Here is a 233-nt window from a genome sequence, read left to right as displayed (position 1 = left end):
CACCACGCCCAACCCCGCCCCAGCGTTCGCCGTGGCGTTCAGGCCGCGGGGAGGCGTGGCGCAGGACGCCGACCGCAACGCTGCTCGACTGGCTCCTGACCGCGTTCACGCTGGCCGCGGCCGGTTATGCGCTCGTCGCCGCGTACGCGCCGCAGCCGCGCACGCCGCGCACGGCCGCGCGCGACGGCTTCGAGCCGGTCAGCGTGCTCAAGCCGCTGTGCGGCGCGGAGCCG

The 233-nt window shown here is 77.3% G+C and carries 1 pseudogene; it reads left to right on the top strand.

Features of this window, described 5'->3' with window-relative positions:
* Nucleotides 1–233, top strand: a pseudogene (locus tag KVT39_RS37515) (hypothetical protein); the annotation flags it as partial.

Origin of the sequence: Burkholderia sp. GbtcB21 (genome assembly GCF_019091065.1) — a bacterium.
GTDB lineage: Bacteria > Pseudomonadota > Gammaproteobacteria > Burkholderiales > Burkholderiaceae > Burkholderia > Burkholderia pyrrocinia_C.
This window is presented reverse-complemented; position numbering and strand designations above follow the sequence as displayed.